This is a genomic window from Paenibacillus xylanilyticus, assembly GCF_009664365.1.
GTDB classification, from domain to species: Bacteria; Bacillota; Bacilli; order Paenibacillales; family Paenibacillaceae; genus Paenibacillus; species Paenibacillus xylanilyticus_A.
Genome location: NZ_CP044310.1, coordinates 2,113,575 through 2,128,018, shown reverse-complemented (window position 1 = coordinate 2,128,018; position 14,444 = coordinate 2,113,575). Strand labels below are relative to the sequence as shown.

At 46.4% G+C, this 14,444-nt stretch carries 13 protein-coding genes; 4 read left to right on the top strand and 9 right to left on the bottom strand.

From position 1 onward, the window contains the following. Positions 1 to 9: 9 nt before the first annotated feature. Positions 10 to 1,149 carry a zinc-dependent alcohol dehydrogenase gene (locus F4V51_RS09675; RefSeq protein ID WP_153980634.1) on the top strand — a complete coding sequence of 380 codons (1,140 nt, stop codon included), beginning with the start codon at positions 10 to 12 and terminating at the stop codon, positions 1,147 to 1,149. 116 nt (positions 1,150 to 1,265) lie between these two features. On the opposite strand, the gene F4V51_RS09670 is transcribed toward F4V51_RS09675, so the two are convergent. The 8 genes from F4V51_RS09670 to F4V51_RS09635 form a co-directional block, all read right to left on the bottom strand. Further along, positions 1,266 to 2,051 carry a class I SAM-dependent methyltransferase gene (locus F4V51_RS09670; protein WP_153977806.1) on the bottom strand — a complete coding sequence of 262 codons (786 nt, stop codon included), beginning with the start codon at positions 2,049 to 2,051 and terminating at the stop codon, positions 1,266 to 1,268. 161 nt (positions 2,052 to 2,212) lie between these two features. After that, on the bottom strand, positions 2,213 to 4,180 hold the full coding sequence (locus F4V51_RS09665; protein ID WP_153977805.1) for a PTS fructose transporter subunit IIABC: 1,968 nt from the start codon (positions 4,178 to 4,180) through the stop codon (positions 2,213 to 2,215). An 86-nt stretch (positions 4,181 to 4,266) separates the two neighbouring features. Then, positions 4,267 to 5,178: a 1-phosphofructokinase gene (gene pfkB, locus F4V51_RS09660; RefSeq protein WP_153977804.1), complete on the bottom strand. Its 912-nt coding sequence runs from the start codon at positions 5,176 to 5,178 to the stop codon at positions 4,267 to 4,269. Positions 5,179 to 5,180: 2 nt separating this feature from the next. Next, positions 5,181 to 5,927 carry a DeoR/GlpR family DNA-binding transcription regulator gene (locus tag F4V51_RS09655; RefSeq protein WP_153977803.1) on the bottom strand — a complete coding sequence of 249 codons (747 nt, stop codon included), beginning with the start codon at positions 5,925 to 5,927 and terminating at the stop codon, positions 5,181 to 5,183. A gap of 264 nt (positions 5,928 to 6,191) precedes the next feature. Further along, positions 6,192 to 6,566: a hypothetical protein gene (locus F4V51_RS09650; RefSeq protein ID WP_141236946.1), complete on the bottom strand. Its 375-nt coding sequence runs from the start codon at positions 6,564 to 6,566 to the stop codon at positions 6,192 to 6,194. A 242-nt stretch (positions 6,567 to 6,808) separates the two neighbouring features. Then, the gene (locus tag F4V51_RS09645; RefSeq protein WP_153977802.1) at positions 6,809 to 8,236 is read right to left on the bottom strand and encodes an NAD(P)-binding domain-containing protein; all 1,428 of its coding nucleotides are present in this window, start codon (positions 8,234 to 8,236) and stop codon (positions 6,809 to 6,811) included. Positions 8,237 to 8,634: 398 nt separating this feature from the next. Then, entirely contained in the window at positions 8,635 to 9,588 is a 954-nt protein-coding gene (locus F4V51_RS09640) for an SDR family NAD(P)-dependent oxidoreductase (protein WP_201281192.1), read from the bottom strand. Between the two features lie 119 nt (positions 9,589 to 9,707). Beyond that, on the bottom strand, positions 9,708 to 10,229 hold the full coding sequence (locus F4V51_RS09635) for a TetR/AcrR family transcriptional regulator (RefSeq protein ID WP_153977800.1): 522 nt from the start codon (positions 10,227 to 10,229) through the stop codon (positions 9,708 to 9,710). A 407-nt stretch (positions 10,230 to 10,636) separates the two neighbouring features. Here F4V51_RS09635 and F4V51_RS09630 point away from each other — a divergent pair, with 407 nt between their 5' ends. The 3 genes from F4V51_RS09630 to F4V51_RS09620 all read left to right on the top strand — a co-directional run bounded on the left by F4V51_RS09630 (position 10,637) and on the right by F4V51_RS09620 (position 12,124). Further along, complete coding sequence (locus tag F4V51_RS09630) at positions 10,637 to 11,056, top strand: MarR family winged helix-turn-helix transcriptional regulator (protein ID WP_095358982.1); 420 nt, start codon at positions 10,637 to 10,639, stop codon at positions 11,054 to 11,056. 30 nt (positions 11,057 to 11,086) lie between these two features. Next, the gene (locus F4V51_RS09625; RefSeq protein ID WP_153977799.1) at positions 11,087 to 11,737 is read left to right on the top strand and encodes a nitroreductase family protein; all 651 of its coding nucleotides are present in this window, start codon (positions 11,087 to 11,089) and stop codon (positions 11,735 to 11,737) included. Positions 11,738 to 11,827: 90 nt separating this feature from the next. Continuing rightward, a complete protein-coding gene (locus F4V51_RS09620) occupies positions 11,828 to 12,124 on the top strand; it encodes a putative quinol monooxygenase (protein ID WP_153977798.1) in 297 nt (98 codons plus the stop codon). 192 nt (positions 12,125 to 12,316) lie between these two features. On the opposite strand, the gene F4V51_RS09615 is transcribed toward F4V51_RS09620, so the two are convergent. Then, the gene (locus F4V51_RS09615) at positions 12,317 to 14,347 is read right to left on the bottom strand and encodes a YheC/YheD family protein (RefSeq protein WP_153977797.1); all 2,031 of its coding nucleotides are present in this window, start codon (positions 14,345 to 14,347) and stop codon (positions 12,317 to 12,319) included. Between the last annotated feature and the right edge of the window lie 97 nt (positions 14,348 to 14,444).

Sequence of the window (14,444 nt, the reverse complement as noted above, 5' to 3'; positions counted from 1 at the left end):
AATATGATGATGAGAGCCGTTACTTTTCAAGGGACCAAGGATATTCAGGTAAAGCAGGTTGAAGATCCAAGACTGCAACAAAAGGATGACATTATCGTTCGTATTACTTCTACAGCCATATGTGGATCAGATCTTCATATTTATCAGGGAGCATTACCCGCTGAAAAGGATTATGTCATCGGTCATGAACCGATGGGGATCGTGGAGGAAGTCGGTCCTGAAGTGACACGCGTAAAAAAGGGGGACCGTGTGGTCCTGCCTTTTAACATTTCTTGTGGCGAATGCTTCTATTGCAGCCACGACATGGAAAGCCAATGTGACAATTCCAACGGCAACCCGGATATTCATACCGGTGGTTATTTCGGATTTACGGAACGGTATGGCAATCACCCTGGTGGTCAGGCGGAATTCCTGCGTGTGCCTTACGGTAATTTCATGCCGTTTGTGATTCCGGAATCCTGTGAATTGGAAGACGAAGCCTTGCTGTTTCTATCCGATGTTCTTCCTACCGCGTACTGGAGTGTCGAAAATGCCGGCGTTAAACCTGGAGATACGGTAACCGTACTCGGCAGTGGGCCCATTGGCTTGATGACCCAGAAGTTTGCCTGGATGAAAGGCGCGAAGCGGGTTATCGCTGTTGACCGCCTTCCATATCGCCTCGACAAAGCCAAGCGCATGAATGACGTGGAAACCTTCAATTTCGAGAATTATGATGATATGGGCGCACATATCCGCGAGATTACAGGTGGCGGTACCGACGTGGTCATCGACTGTGTCGGCATGGACGGTAAAAAATCCACTTTGGAGGAAATCGGACAGAAGCTGAAGCTTCACGGCGGTGCCCTGAGTGCCATTGAAATTGGCATGAAAGCCGTACGCAAATTCGGTACATTCCAGCTTACAGGTGTGTACGGTTCGTCCTACAACATGTTCCCACTGGGCAGTATGTTTGAACGCAACATCAATCTTAAAATGGGACAGGCTCCTGTCATCCACTATATGCCGGAATTGTTCCGCAAGATTACAGCAGGTGAATTCGATCCGACCGAGATTGTTTCCCATCGCATTGCGCTGGAAAATGCCAGTGAGGCGTATCGAATCTTCAACGATCATGAAGACGAATGTACCAAAGTTGTGCTGAAACCTTAATGTAGGAGAATGAGCACAATAATAAGGCAGATGCCCTTGTACAGGTCATCTGCCTTTTGTGTTGTTTATTCTTATGCCATACTGGATGAAAATAGTTACTTGTTGAATCTATTGAACTATCTCGCTTTTGAGGCCTGAATGAGTACACTCTCTCCCCCGAAGCTTAACAGCTTATTCGGTACTGCCTCTTCAAACCGGAAGAACTTTTTAATGACCGAAGGTGCACAGAGCATGCTTGCTTCAAGTTCCCGTCCATCTGCTTCCGGCAGTCCGGCACGCTTGCACCAATCTTCAAAGAGGAAGGTTTTCTCAAAGGAAACCATCGCTTCCACGCGATATTCCGCCACTTCCATCATTCGAATCCACTCCGACTTGCGCCACGCACGAACATGACTGGGATCGCGGCGCTTCTCAACTTCATTGTAGAATTGATCATATTCATCACGCTCTGGTGCCACGTTATCTATCAGCAGCAGTCTTCCGCCTGGTTTCGTTACCCGGAACGCCTCCGTTAGAAAAGAAAAAACATCGGGAAAATGGTGCGCAGCGATCCGGCAGGTGACGATATCGAAGACATCATCTTCGAAGGGTAAATGCTCCGCATCTCCCGGTACCAAATTCACGTTCTGATGACCGCTCTCCCTAATAAAGCGTTCAGCTACCTGGAGCATCTCCTCTGTCAAATCCAAAGCCGTTACCTGCTTAACAAGAGGGGCCAGTGCACACGCAACGTGCCCTCCTCCCGTTGCTATATCAAGTACATGCATATCAGGACTTGCCCCAGATGAAGCCACGAGCACATCCAAATCCTTGCCTTTGGCATGCAGGGGACTGGTCACATACTTCTCGGCATTTTTGCCGAATTGCTGCTGCACTTTTCCTTTCATTCCGTCATGAGTCATACTGCTTCCTCCTAGCTAATGTTCCAATAGATGAAACATCGTTTCAAAAGTTAAATTATTGTAACTATTTTAGCACAGATCAGGGCCAAGCGAAAATAAAAAGCATTCCCTGAATGAAGCCACTCAGGAAATGCCTTAATATTGTTACATGAGAACACTGCTTATTTTACAACCGTGGGTGACTTTTTCCACAATCCCAATATCAGACCCGAGATTACTGCACCAATCGCAACGGCGAGCAGGAACAACAGAGCATGGTTAGCCAGTGCTGCTACGAAAATTCCTCCGTGCGGAGCCGGTACGTTAATGCTCCAGAGTTGTGTCAGTCCGCCTGCAACGGCCGAACCAATGATACAGGATGTCAGTACACGCAGCGGGTCTGCCGCAGCGAATGGAATGGCACCTTCAGTAATGAAGGACAATCCGAGTACATAGTTCGTTAAGCCGGATTTGCGTTCTTGTTCCGTGAATTTGGACTTAAAGAACGTGGAAGCCAGAGCGATGGCCAGAGGTGGCACCATCCCGCCTGCCATTACGGCAGCCATCCAGGCTCCATCCGTGTTGCCGCTTGATGTGAATACACCAATGGCAAATGTATAAGCTGCTTTGTTGAACGGTCCACCCATATCAATGGACATCATGCCGCCAAGCAGCAATCCAAGCAATACCGCATTTCCTGTTCCGAGATTTCCAAGTGCATCTACAAGCCACGTGTTAAGCGAGCCAAAGATCGGATCGAAGACATAATAACTGATTGCACCAACAATGAGCAGTCCGAGTACAGGATACAGCAAAATGGGTTTCAGACCATCAATGGCTTTTGGCAAGCCTCTGAGCAGCTTACGCAAACCGATAACAACATAACCAGCAAGGAAACCGGCTGCAAGTCCGCCAAGGAAACCGGCATTGGAGTTCACGGCCATCAATCCACCAACCATACCAGGCATCAGGGCTGGACGGTCACCAATACTCATTGCGATAAATCCGGCCAGTACCGGGATGAGGAAGTGGAATGCACCCGTTCCGCCGCCAATCGTCTGCAGCAGCTGGAAGAGAGGATTATCCTCGCCCGCAAGCTGTTCGATCAGGAACGAAATCGCAAGGAGGATTCCTCCACCCACGACAAACGGAAGCATGTGTGAAATCCCGTTCATCAGATCCTTGTAGATCTTGCTGCCTACGCTCATTTTGTTCGCACTCGCTCCGTCTTCCTTCACATTGCCGCCGCCTTCGCTGCGATAGATCGGAGCATCTCCATTCACCGCTTTGCGAATGAGCTCTTCAGACTTACGAATTCCGTCGCTTACCGGTCTTTGCAGTACCGGCTTGCCGTTAAACCGGGCCATCTCCACATTTTTATCTGCCGCGATGATAACCCCTTTGGCACGAGCAATCTCATCTGCGGTCAAAACGTTCTGCGCTCCCTCGGAGCCATTAGTTTCTACGCGGATATTAATGCCCATTTCCTGAGCTTTTTTCTTGAGTGCATCCTCAGCCATGAAGGTATGTGCAATTCCCGTTGGACATGCTGTAACAGCTACGACGAAATCTTCGGAATTCTCATTACCTACAATGGTGCCAGGAGTTTGCTGCGGTGCAGCACCTGCTTCGCTTGCGGCTTTTGCAGCCTTTTCGGCTTTCGCTTTCTCCTTGGCAGCTTCTTTCTCCGCTGCTTCCTCCTGCTTCGCATCAAATAATGCACTTACTTCTGCAGGCGTATCCGCACTCATCAGCTGAGCAATGAAATCGCTATCAATCAGCAGCCTGGAAAGAGCAGCGAGTGTGCGAAGATGAGTATTACCTGCACCTTCAGGAGCAGCAATCATGAAAAAGATATGAGCCGGCTCATCATCAAGCGCTGCAAAATCCAATCCATTTTTGCTTTTTGCAAATACTACGGTTGGTTCGTTCACTGCAGATGTCTTCGCATGGGGCATGGCAATACCGCCGCCAATTCCTGTGCTGGACTCCGCTTCCCTTTTATAGATCATTTCCTTAAACAGAACTGGATCATTAATGCGTCCACTTTTGTTCAGACTTGCAATGAGTTCATCAATTGCTTCATCTTTGGTTGTGGCTTGCAGGTCCATGATCATCGTTTCCTGGATCATCAGGTCTGTTATTCTCATCTGTTACACTCCCCTTGAGTTCAGTCGGCCTGAGCTTGTCAGGCCGACTTTATAAATTACAATTAGCTTGCCTCTGAAATAATGATTTACAATTTGGTGATGGTAACCTCGCCTCGAAGCTGTTCAATGAATTCACGTGTAGCAAGATCATCCGAGAAAGCCGTTGCACTTCCGGAAGCGACTCCTGTACGGAAGGCTTCAAGGATGTCACCATGTAATACATAAGTGCCTACGAATCCTCCGATCATGGAATCTCCAGCCCCAACCGAATTTTTCACCTTGCCTTTTGGCACACTTGCGTGGTACACATCCGATCCCGTAATCAACAGGGCTCCATCTCCAGCCATGGAGATTAATACTTGCTTGGCCCCTGCTTCCAGAAGCTTGCGACCGTACAAGACCAGCTCTTCCCGAGTTTCGATAGTAACCCCGAAAAGTTCAGCGAGCTCGTGATGATTCGGCTTCACCAGCAATGGCTTATGCACAAGAGCTTCCATTAACGCTGGGCCAGTGGTATCAATGACGAACTCTGCACCCGTCTGCTTGCAGACCTGAATGAGACGATCATAAAAATCAGTTCCCAGAGATGGCGGAATGCTACCCGATAGAACGACGATATCTCCCTTTTGCAGCGAGGATAGTTTCTGCAGCAGTTGTGCTGCTTCTTCTTCGCGAATGGCTGGGCCAAGACCGTTAATCTCTGTCTCGTCTCCATGCTTCAACTTGATATTGATCCGCGTATCATCCGCTATGGTCACAAAATCAGTCTGTATCTGATCTTCCTGCAGCTTGTCATTAATGAAACGACCTGTGAATCCGCCAAGGAATCCAATCGCGGTGTTACCTGCTCCCAGCTGATTCAGCACACGTGATACATTGATGCCTTTACCACCTGGAAGCTTCAAATCCCGATTCATGCGATTCAATCCGCCGAGCTTCAGGTCATCCACTTCCACGATGTAATCAATGGAAGGATTAAGTGTTATCGTATATATCATTGTTATCCCTCAATTATTTTAGTTTTCTGCTCTATTACGGCTCGCCAGTGCTCTGGCATCTGCTCGGTAATCAGATCTGCCTCCTCCAGCTCAAACAACTTGGCAAACGTAATTTCACCGATCTTGCTGGAATCTGCCAGCACGTAAGATTTCCCGGACAATTGATGCGCCCTTCTCTTAATCAAGGCTTCCTCCGGGTCAGGAGTCGTATACCCCATCTCGGGATCCACACCGTTGGTTCCAAGAAAACATTTATCAAAACGGAAGTTGTCCATATTTTGTAATGCTATACTTCCGATGACGGCTTTGGTATGGATTTTCATCATGCCACCAAGCAAATAACTTCGAATCCGCTTGCTAACGAGCGCTTCCACATGGGATAGACCGTTGGTCACCACGGTTACGTCCTTGGCTTCAATATAGGGAATCATGGCCAGCGTCGTCGTACCTGCATCCAGATAGATACAATCGCCATTTTCGATCTCCTGTGCAGCCAAACGAGCAATCGTCACTTTTTGTTGAATGTTTTTGGATGTTTTCTCTTCTATGCCTGGCTCGAGCGTCTTTTCGTTCATCAGTGCTGCCCCGCCATGAATGCGTTTCAGCATCTGACGGCTCTCCAAGTCAATTAAATCGCGTCTTATCGTTGATTCGGAAGCACCAAGCACGTCGACAAGTTCCTGTAATTTTACTATCCCTTGTTGATGTAAGCGCTCTATAATTGCAGCATATCGTTCTTCAGTCAGCATCTTCATTCCTCCAACTGCTTCTATAGTAACATAAATTCCGCAAAAAACAATCATTTTCGTTCAAAATAATTTATAAACCTTCAGAAACTTGCATCTTTCGACTTTTGCACTCCATTATCTCCCATAATATTAACTAAAACGTTCACAATCATCCAATACCAAAATCCTATATCTGTGTTCCTGTATCTCAGCAGGTCTATCCATTGCCTATTTACATCAAAAAAATCCTGCAGTCGTTCATCGCATGCAGGATCATCTCAGGCATTACTGGTTTATTCCCGGTTTGGGTTTAAGCCATTTTCCTTCTTCATTTATAAACGCACCCTTGAAACGCCCCATTTCGAGCTGTTCAATCAGCTTCTGCTCATCGGTAGCCAGAATCTCAGCGAGCTGTTCAGAGGTGTAATAATCATTGGGGTCATATTCCAACCAGAGTGGAACCGCCGTATCATACAATTCCTTAATCATATTCTCAAACGATTGTCTTCCCAGATCCTCCATATCCTTATAAAACTGCAGAGGATGAGATACCATATTTCGAAAAGACTTGTTCTCCAGGTTCATCCAAAGTGTATTACAAGCCTGTACGCTCATATAATTCTGCTCAACATCGAAGAACTGAATATCTTCAATCTTCATGTATTTCTCCTGAAACGCAACAATCTTGATTATGGGTACACCCCGCTTACGTGAAGCTTTCTTCAAATGAGCTCTAAACTGTTCGTAGGTCATTTCTTTCATCCACTTACACCTGCCCTTTACATGTTCCATTCGACATTTTACAACAAAACCATGCAGAGTGTAAGTTCTCCAATAAAATAAACAAACCGCACAGCAGAAACTCACTGTACGGTTTGTAATGTGGCTAGCATAAGGCTGGTTCAGCTGGGAACGCTGCTTTTTACCCAGGATGCTGTGAACTCCCGCTCATCGTAATCAAAAAATTGCTGTAAGATCGTCTCCCGATCATCCAAGAACAGCTGGTCTGCTATGGCTGACACCAGTTTAGGAACTGCGCTTTTGGTACCCGAGATGGCAGAAGCGGACAGACCACAGCTTGCAAGGGCAGAGTAATTGAAGACAAACAGCCCATGCAGCTGTGACTCGCCTGCTTCACTTCGGCTCGTCATCGCAAATCCGGGAGTAAGGAAGGGATGTGCATCCAGCAGCTCATTGCGCTGCTCAGCCGGCGCGTCATAACAATCCGCCCAACGAGCTATATGACTTTCCACCAGTTTGAGTTCCGGCCGCAATGCAGGATCACTTAGCAGCCCCGTACTAATCACCAGAAAATCAAAAGCAAATTTCCCCTTGGCTGTGGTCACTACGGCTCCATCCTCGTTTGCTTCCACACCGAGCCAAGGTGAATTCAAATGCAGTTCAAAACCCGGCCAGGCTGCTGCCCGGTTGAAGGTATCATTGGTTGGAGGTTGATTATATTGAAAAAAGTGTGAAATGACCGCGTATTTATCAGCTGCCCCTAATGCATGAAAACGTTCAATCATCCCGGATTGCTCCATCTGGCGTATGGGATTGACACTTGGAAGTTGTGCTCGCCGCACAAACACATGTGCTTCAGCAACTCCTGCAGCAAGCGCAAAACTTGCATTATCAAAGGCGGAAGCTCCTCCCCCTAATACGGCAATTCTTTTGCCGCGCAGCCGTTCAAAATCAATAGCCTCAGATGTATGAGCATACAGTTCTCTCGGCAGTCGTTCTGCAATCATGGGAGGTACGTGCCATTCTCCCCCTCCCTGTATGCCGGTAGCCAGCACGACCTTTCGCGCCAGCAGCGTGCCGCCATCGACACCGGAACCCTCCACATGAAGTCGGTGAAGCCCCTCAGATGCGGGTTCGATCAATTTTAGCTTTACTTCATTGATTACAGGCAGATTCAGCACGTCTCGATACCACCGCAAATAATTCATCCAATCTCCGCGTGGAATCTTGTCCACCGCTTCCCAGCCTTCCAGTCCAAACTGAGCCTCCCACCAGGAACGAAAGGTTAGGGATGGAATACCCAGATCAATGGAGGTCAGATGTTTAGGGGTACGTAGAGTCGTCATACGGGCATATGTTTCCCATGGGCCTTCCAGTCCGGCTTTATTTTCGTCAATAACCAAAATGTTAGAAATCCGCTCACGCAGCAGGCCAAAAGCAGCTCCCAGGCCGCTCTGTCCTCCTCCTACAATAATCACGTCATATACATGACCCTCAGCATGTTCCGTGGAACGCACCCAATTTGCACCGCCATAGGCCAAATATGCGAGATCTTCTTTTACTCGTTGATTCAAAGCTTCTAGGCTCATGATCCCCAACCCTTTCAAGGTACATTAATCGATTTCGATTTAATTCCAGCCATACGTTAAGTTTATGTCATATTTAACTCATTTTTCAGTACTATCACTACATCTACGACACTTTTATTAGCGTTAGTATATGGGTTGCCATTACTTTTTTGAATATGACGGAAGCTTTATTGTCATCCAATCTAAAAATAGCTAACATGCTTGTTGACCGTTACGAAATACACCCTCTAATACATGTTGTCCGCTTCTGAAAGTTGGATGTCATCGTTATGACCAAGGCGTACAACTATAAAAAAAGACCCGGATAATGCTTCCGGATCTGTCTGTCATTCATAAGCAGTATTCATTTATTTCTTTTGTTAGTGATCAATCAATTACTAAATATTAAAAAAAGTAAATTACTTTTTCTGAAGCTGTGCAATGGTTTCAGCAATTCCTTCTGCGAAAGGCGTCGCCTGCACAGGACCAATACTGCGTTCATACTTCTGCCTGCTTAAAACGAGAGGCTCCTTGGTTAAGTATAACATCTCAACGACTTCCTTCATGACCGGCACCCCCAGCCCAATCAGGGACAGTCCTATTTTCCCAAGTGCCATGACTGGTTTCGTTACACCCGCTGCCTGCTGTGCAATCCTAACGATCTCTTTGCCTGCAATAATGCCAGCACCGGGTATGTTCCAGTTCTGATTGTATGTGTTCTCCCTGCTTGCCAGTTCCACTACCATAACCGCTGCATCAGGCAGATAGATATATTCCCGTGGTGTTTCCATATTGCCGATGAAAAAAGCCATTTTTCCCTTTGCGATGGATTCAAGTGTTGATCCCAGATAAGAGGCTTCATTCGCGGTTGGACCATAATAATCAGGCAAACGTACAATCATGACTTGCGCTCTGGACCACCTGCTGCTGAATAACATCTGCTCGTAGGCGAGTCTTGTTTTTCCTTTGCGGGTATGCGGCTGCTTCGGATGTTCTTCCGTTACTTCGTCCATTTGTCTTCTCCCGTAGGGGTAGATCCCATCAATAACCACCACTTTCAGACTCAGCTGTTCAGCTGCCTTCATAACGGATTCACCCAGTGGCAGGAGTCTGCTCTCCATCTCATGGTAAGGCACGTTGGCACAGTGGAACATCACATCCGCATTCCGGGAAGCAGCGACGATTTCATTCGGGTTAAATGCATCACCCACAGCCAGCTGAAGATGGCCGGGGAAACCCAGCTTAGCAGCAAGCTGTTCCAATTTCTGCCGTGAACGTCCATAGGCAACCGTTGTGATCCCCCGCTTAATCAATTCCTGTGTAATGGCAGCACCCGTTCCGCCTGTTGCACCAATAACAATTGCCTTTTTCATCTTCATACATCCTCTCACTCATTTAGTTATTGATCAATTACTTACAGCTCCTGAACTCAATATAACGCATATTTAGTGATTGATCAATAACTAATTTTGAAAAAGGGCATTTACCCTTCCTATCTTTCTTTGAGCTCAGGCATATCCAGTGCTATCGAGACATTGCACAACATGCCGATCGCCAGGAAAACCAACGTTCTTTGCTTCGCTTCGGCAATGCCGGCATGGCTAAAAGCATTCAGAACCATGGTTCTCACTTCGCTAAACCCTTTCTGCATCGCCTGACGAATCACATCCTCCTGAATAGTCTGAGCTTGCATCTGAAGCAGGATTTCGCTATGGTGCGATTCCAGAATTTTCTCGTATGCTTCTATCAATTCGCGCTCCAGTTGATCCGATGCTGCTGTCTCTACAACCTGTCGAAATGAATCAATGACTCGCGCCCATGATACTTCCAGTGCAGATAGCAGCAGGGCTTCCTTCGTTTTGAAAAAACGAAAAATATAAGGCTGGGAAATCTGCGCCCTTTCAGCCACTTGTGCTGTCGTTGCGCGGTAATATCCGATTTCTGCAAATACGTCAATTGCCGCTGAGATAATGTCGTTCCGCCGATTAACTGAAGCCGTTGTATCTTTGGCCATGTCGTTTCACCTCTAACTGTAGTAATTAATTGATCAATAGCTTGAAGTATATAGGATAACACCCGTCTTTGTAAAATATAGCCCTTTTCTACTCAAAAGTTCTTCATTTTTATAGTTGATAGCCATTCTGAATTAAATATAATCTCAATATTTAAGTCTATAACAGGACATCCTACTGCATAGCGTGATGAGGAAGGACTCCGATTGATGTGCATATTTTTTCATATTATTTTGGGTTGCAAAATAAAAAGAGGCATGATATATTAATTGAGCGGTCAATGATTGACATGTCAATTGTTGAGGCATCCATCATTTTTTCAACACTGGCATCGTCGTAAAAAGGCCACAATCGGATTGTGTGAACATAAGCCGTTGTTCATGTCCAGATTCACCCGGGAGGTCTAGTCATGACACGTATCGTTTCAAAGGAAGAGCAGATCATCAATCTGCTGAATGCACTTGGCAACAAAGTCAGCCCGAAGTTCGAGCGGTGCACAGGAATCAGTTCATCTCGCTTTGAGATTCTGTATGAATTGGATCAGGTCGATGAGATCAACCAATCGATGCTGCAAAAAATCATCAATATTGACAGTGCTGCCATCACCCGCCATTTGAAGCAGCTCGAAGCAGACGGCATGGTGACCAGACGCAAAAATCCGGAAGACAACCGGGTTACCTTTGTTCGTCTGACTGATGATGGCCGGAAACATATTGAGGGTTACAAAGTAGAAAAGAAAAATTTTATTCATCAGATTCTGCATGATTTCAGTGAAGATGAAATCCAGGATCTTGCGAGTTATCTGGAACGCATGCAGAACAATTTTTGATACCTTATATATAGAGGAGAGATCCACTGAATGAGTAGCTTTCAAAGTACATTTCAAAAAACGAACGATTTTAACGAGATCACTTACGGCCGTCGTTCCGTTAAACTTTATGATCCAGAGGTAAAAATCAGCCGTGAAGAGATGACCGAAATTCTGGCCGAAGCTTCTCGTGCCCCATCCTCCATCAACCTGCAGCCTTGGCGCTTCCTGGTTGTGGACACCGCTGAAGGTAAAGAGAAGCTTGCTCCTCTTGCCAGATTCAATCAAAATCAGGTGTTGACTTCTTCTGCAGTTATCGGTGTATTTGTTGACATGAACAACATCGAATATATGGAAGAAATCTTCGGCAAAGCAGTAGAGCTTGGTTATATGCCACAAGAAGTAAAAGATATGCAGCTGGCTAAAGTAATGCCTTATTACAAGGCTATGCCAGAATCCGCTCTTCGCGATGTCAACCTGATTGATGCAGGTCTGGTATCCATGCAATTGATGCTGGTTGCCCGTGCTCACGGTTATGATACTAACCCGATTGGCGGTTACGAAAAAGATCAAATCGCTGAAGCGTTCGGTATGGACAAAGAACGCTATCAACCGGTTATGCTGATCTCCATGGGTAAATCAGCCAAAGAGGGCCATCCATCCTACCGTCTGCCCGTTGATACGATTACAACTTGGGCATAATTGATATATCACACTTTTCATTGAACTGCGTCACCCCTTAACTATTGGCAACAATCAAACAATTTATATACATTACGGAGGTAAACACACATGATTATTATTCACGCACACCTGTCCATTAAACCAGATCAAGAGCAAGCATTCCTCGCAGCAGCCAAAGAACTCGTTGCAGCAACTCGCAATGAAGAAGGCAACATCAGCTACAATCTGAACAAAAGCACTGAGCAAGAACATCAGTATGTCATGATCGAATTGTGGAAAGACGAAGCCGCTACAGCAGCTCACAACACAAGTGCTCATTTCCAAGGATTTGTTCAACAAGCAGCAGCATTCATGGCTGCACCGATGAACGTTGAAGTATTTGCTGGCGAAGCCGTTAAACACTAAAATAAGGTTCGCATCGGGTCATTATTTGAGCTTATCCGCTTAAGCTCCCTTGTGGCCTAACAAACAATAAGAAGCCGTCTCCAAAGTCATTTGATTTTGGGGACGGCTTTTTGTCATGGAGAAGGCGAATGTATGGACCATGCTCCTAAGGTTGCCGTGTACGTATTGATCAGATTGAATTCAGATTGGAATTCATTGCAAAGAAAGGGCAAATGGGACCATGTTCTGGGCAACTTCAAACTCTCTATGTGTTGATCCAATTTTGTTCATATTCGCTTCAAATAACCATACTTTGCATAACGGGTCGATTCCTACATCAATCCCTAATTCACATATTCGTTCCGATATATTGGCGGCAATATAATCTGCTATTCTCAATGCAAGCCGTTGAAGTGTGGCAGACATCGCTTCTTGCCTATCGGGATACTCATGCCTAGAGAGCCAGTCCCATGTCGTAAACGCACGCAGAGATCCCGGATGGTTGACCACCTTATGGTCACTTTGTGTGGACAAAAAGGGAAATGCGGATATCAATGACCATTCTCCTTCTCCATTACGAACAAGATGAAGCCTTATATGGAAAGGCAGGCCATTCTGCGTTTCACTTCGGATAAACGTTTGCATAAGGTGACTGTTCTTAGCTGCGATCATCGTGATCAATTCGGTAAATTCCTTCTCACTCATTAGGCGGATATGCTCGTGATCCTTAACGGTGTAACCACCTTCTTCCCGCTGAACAATGAGTATGTCTTCGCCATACGACCCTAAAGAAGGCTTGATGACAGAGGTACCATGCATATCTATAAAAGCCAAAACCTCGTCGCTATGTTTCACTTCTTGATAAGGAATAAGATGCTCCGATAGCTCCGGATCCATTTGTATCATTTCATATATGTTTTTCTTGCTGAAGGAACCCCCTTTTCGTTCATCCGTGAAAGGTACATGTCTCAAGGCAGCATAGACGTTATCAAAATTCGCATTCCCACGCTCCTTCAGCCGGTCGTAAACCACATTCGGAAAAGGACAGTACCTTGCTTCCCACTCTCCATTCTGGTAGACGTATCCTTTAATAAACCGCCATTCCGCGTGTACGTCTGTTGGACCAAAATAATAGAACTCTGCATCATTCCACTTCGCTGCGTAAGCGCAGGCCGCTGCCAACATTTTGTCTGCAGGGTCAGCTGTCAGCATGGCCACAATGGGATCCGGCACCATGCGTCCTGCTCTGGCTACATATTGGGCATATTCCAGCGCATTTGCGGCGCGCTCTCGTTCATGAAACCTCGTTTGAGGACTTATATTTGCTTCCAAGAACAATAACTTACCATCAGGTTTCACAATAAAATCCATGCCAAGCTCATCAATCAGAAAAGGATACGAATGATTGATCAGCTCTGCCATACGAATCGACAGCTGTTCCATTTCCCGAATCTTCAGATCAGCATCGCCCGAGAGCTGCTGCTGCAGCTCATTTCTTGTATCCCCGGTACGGCCGCCTTGGCTTAAATTGCTAATGACGGAATTCGGAGCCCCAATTCTTGGGTACACCTTGGTTGGCACCCACCCTCCTGTACCATTGCGCTGAATATGTACTCGGAAGTCCACTACCTCCTGCATTTCATTCATTGAAGGCACGTAGGGCTGCATAATACATGGACCTTGCGCCAGAACATCCTGCACATGCTGCTCCAGAGCAGAATAGTTCAGCTGACGCTCTGTATCATGCTGACGGCATATGTAATTCTGATCCTCTTTCTTCAAAGTAAAAATGGAATTGCCTCTACAGCCCTGATTAGGCTTCACTATAATTTCGCTATGCTCATCCAAAAATGCCAGCAGCCCTTTGAGATCAAGCAGCCGCTCGGTTGGCACCATATATTCTTGGAAGTGAGTCTCCAGTTTCTGCTGAATCTCGTACTTGCCGTGGATCAGAAATGTCGTAAAGGGAACTCTGCGGCGCAGCCAGTTCTCACTCTCAGATCTGCTCTCAACCGGATCAGGTGCTTCATTCAAAATAACATCCGGCAGAGGCACCCTTTTCTCCATCCAGGAATCCCCTACCTGAAATTTCCCCTTGATACTTTCCTGCTCCATATCAATGCTGCTCGCGTCAAAGAAAAATACGTCCACGCCCTGTCTCCAACCCTCCCCAACGATCGCGCTGATGCGTCTCTCGGGCAGCGTCTGCAGAGGGTCGTTTTTGCCATATACACCGATTAACAACGAACCACCTCATATCCCAAAAATTCTAACGTCGATTATACAGGGCAGAGTTGAACATATTCTGAACATAGAAAAGGCGATCATCCACTTCGGTGAA